3 protein-coding genes are annotated in these 3,305 nt (G+C 64.5%); all 3 read left to right on the top strand.

Going from position 1 to position 3,305, the window contains the following annotated elements; translation table 11 throughout:
- The first annotated feature begins 122 nt into the window (after positions 1-122).
- A complete protein-coding gene (locus BLW04_RS25040) occupies positions 123-989 on the top strand; it encodes a branched-chain amino acid ABC transporter permease (protein ID WP_091548313.1) in 867 nt (288 codons plus the stop codon).
- Positions 986-2,218, top strand: coding sequence for a substrate-binding protein (locus BLW04_RS25035; protein WP_091548311.1), 1,233 nt, complete (start codon positions 986-988; stop codon positions 2,216-2,218). The genes BLW04_RS25040 and BLW04_RS25035 overlap by 4 nt, the downstream gene beginning before the upstream one ends.
- Positions 2,219-2,222: 4 nt before the next feature.
- The coding region (locus tag BLW04_RS25030) for a branched-chain amino acid ABC transporter permease (RefSeq protein ID WP_139307037.1) at positions 2,223-3,305 on the top strand (1,083 nt) is incomplete at its 3' end.

The raw sequence follows: 3,305 nt of genomic DNA, 5'->3' as shown, positions 1-3,305 counted from the left end.
GCTACGACAAGAAAGCCGTCAACTACCGCGCCGGGATCGTCCTCGCCAGCATGATCATCTGGCTCACGACATGATCCAGGAGACACGCCCTAGCGGCCATACCGGAGTTGGGAGCTGGCTCGATGGCAGTGGATCGGCTGATTGCCTCCGCTTTCGACGTGCTGAGCCTTACCTCCATCCTCGTGCTGCTCGTGCTGGGTATGGGCGTCATCGTCAGCATGATGGGGATCTTCAACCTGGCGCATGGTGAACTCGTGCTGCTGGGGGCGCTCACCGTTTACCTGGTGGACCGCGCCAGCGGTTTGGCCTGGCTCGGCATCATCGCGGCGCCGATCCTCGTCGGTGCGGTCGGTTACCTCCTGGAACGCACGGTCATCCGTCGGTTCTACGCACGCCCGATTGCGGCCCTTCTCGGGACCTGGGCGCTGGGGCTGGTCATCCGGGAGCTGGTCAGGGTCGGGATCGGCGGTGTATCCAAGTCGGTCCGCGCGCCGCTGTTCGGCAGCGTGAACATCGGCGGAGCGTCACTGTCCTCGTGGCGGATCGTCATCATCGTCGCCACGGTCGCGGTGATGACCCTGTCCTACCTCTTCCTCGTGCGCACCAGCCTCGGACTGAAGGTGCGGGCGACCCTGGACAACCCCATTCTGGCGCAGGCGTCGGGTATTGCGACGAACCGTGTCTATGCGGGCACGTTCGCCTTCGGTGCCGCGCTGGCCGGTCTCGCGGGAGCGCTCGTCGTGCCGCTGCAATCACTGTACCCGGAGTTGGGCGTCACCTTCCTCATGCGGTCCTTCCTGGCCGTGATGGTCGGCGGCATGGGAAGTTTTGAAGCCCCCATTCTGGGGGCTGGGCTCATCGGCGTGCCCAGTGGCATCTTGCCGGTCTACATGTCAGCTGTCTTCTCGGACATGCTGGTCTTCGTTCTCGCCATCGTGCTGATGCGGCTACGGCCGGCAGGACTTTTCCGTAGAGGAAGGACAGAATGACTATCACACTCTCCCGACGGGACCTGCTCCGGGCGTCCGGCCTGGCGGCAGCCGGCTTGGTCGCCGTGGGCGGCGGAAGCTCGCTGCTGTCCGCGTGCGGCGGTGGCGGTGGCGGAGGCGAAAGCGGGCCCATCAAGGTCGGGGTCGTCACCGATGTGACCGGTGCCATCGGCTATGCGGGAAAGGCCAACGCCAACATCGCCAAGATGGTCGTCGACGATCTCAACTCGGCGGGTGGGCTGTTGGGCCGCCAACTCGAGCTTGTCGTCGTGGACAGCGCCTCGGACCCGAAGGTGGGGGTGACGAAAGCGCGCGAGCTCGTGGAGCAGCACAATGTGGACGTTGTCTTGGGCGGCATCACCAGCGCCATGCGGGACGCGATCAAAAGTGTGATCGTCGACCGCGGCGGAAAGCTCTACATCTATCCGCAGCTCTACGAGGGCGGCGAGTGCAACAGGGATATCTTCTGCACCGGTCCGACGCCGAACCAGCAAGTCGTGCCATTCATTCCGTGGCTCATCGAGAACGGTGGCAAGAAGTTTTATCTGCCGTCCGCGGACTACGTCTGGCCCCACACGCTGAACCAGGTAGTGAGGGAACAGGTGGTGAAAAACGGGGGGACCGTCGTAGACGAGGAGTACTTTCCCCTCGACGCCACAGACTTCGGGCCGTCGGTCAACAAGATCATGTCATCGGGGACGAACGTCGTCTTCACGACCGTGATCCCGCCGGGCATCACCCCGTTCCTCGGCCAGCTCTATTCGGCCGGCTTCCACCAGCGTGGTGGCCGGCTCGCCTGTGTCTATTTCGACGAGAACCTCCTCAACGTCGCCCCGCCGGAGCACATGGAGGGACTGGCAAGCTGCCTGGACTTCTTCGACGCGATCGACGATCCGTTCAGCAAGGACCTTGCCGCGAAGTACCAGCAGCAGTTCCCCGGAGGGGATGCCCGGCTGGCGGCAGGGAGTGCGGTGACGGGTATGTATCGCGGCTTGATGATGTGGGCCGGCGCGGTGAAAGAGGCGGGCTCGCTCGACAAGGACAAGGTTCGCACGGCGCTGTCCCACGCCAAGCTGGACCAGGGGCCGGGTGGACCCGCCGAGATGGTGGAGGGTGAGAACCACGTACGGATGAACATGTACATCGCCGTCGCAAAGTCCGGCAACTACGAGATAGTCGAGCAGCTCGGGGCGATCGACCCCGAGGAGTGCCTCGATGGGCTGAAGTAGTGCGATGACCTCCATCCTCGCCGCCGTGCGCGGGCGGGCCTCGGCCCCTCGTCCTCGCCTGCTTACCGCCCTGGAAGTCGGAGTATTCGTCGTTCTTGTGGTGATGCCTCTGTTCCTGGGGCAGTTCACCGTCTCATTCGCGACGCGGGTCCTTCTGCTGGTCATGCTGGCGCTCAGTTTCGAGCTCGCGTGGGGGTACGGCGGTATCTTCAGCTTCGGTCAGGCGGTGTTCTTCGGCTGGGGCGCCTATGTCGCCGGATTGCTCTCGGTTCACAAGGACCTCACCTCGATCTTCATCGTGATCCCGGCCGCCACGCTCACCGGGCTGGTCCTTGCCGCCGCCATGGGGGCGTTCCTCTTCTTGGGCCGGCGACGAGTGAGTCTCATCTACGTCTCCCTCGCGACGCTGGCGGTTTCCTACGCAGCCGAGCGGTTGGCCGCGGCGTGGACGGCGATCGGGGCGGCGAACGGGATCCCCTCCATCCCGGTCCTCACTGCGGGGGAGAGCAGACTTTTGCCGGGACGAACGTTCTACTACCTGATCTTCGCCATCGCGCTGGTCGTCTATCTGCTGTTCCGCTACATCGTGCGTTCACAGTTCGGCCTGGTGCTGGTCGCGGGCCGAACCGACCTTCAACGGGTGACCTATCTCGGATACAACACGGCCGTTGCGCAGCTGGTCGTGTTCACCCTCGCCGGAGCGGTGGCGGGGATGGCCGGCGGCTTCTACGCCTTTCACGAGGGTTTCGTCTCGCCCAGTCTCGTGGGTGTTGTCCTGTCCACTCAGGCTGTTCTTTACGTCCTCTTCGGGGGAGTGGGGACCTTGATCGGACCCGTCATCGGGACCGTGGCGATCGAAGGCGCGGGGCTCAACCTGGCGCAGGCGTTCCCCGACTACTGGCCGATCATCCTGGGACTGCTCCTGTTGGGGGGAATCATGTTCCTGCCGAATGGCATCATCGGGTTGTTGGTGTCGGAGCGGGCCCGGGTCGTGCGTTTCGGTCGAGGTGCCGGCGACAAGAAGCCCGCGGAGGTGCAGCCGAGGTTGTCCCGGGTCTCGTGGAAGTTGAGGTGGCGGTCCCCCGCC

Source organism: Modestobacter sp. DSM 44400, assembly GCF_900107175.1.
GTDB lineage: Bacteria > Actinomycetota > Actinomycetes > Mycobacteriales > Geodermatophilaceae > Modestobacter.
The sequence above is the reverse complement of the archived record's forward strand: the minus strand, read 5'-3'. Positions and strand labels throughout refer to the sequence as shown.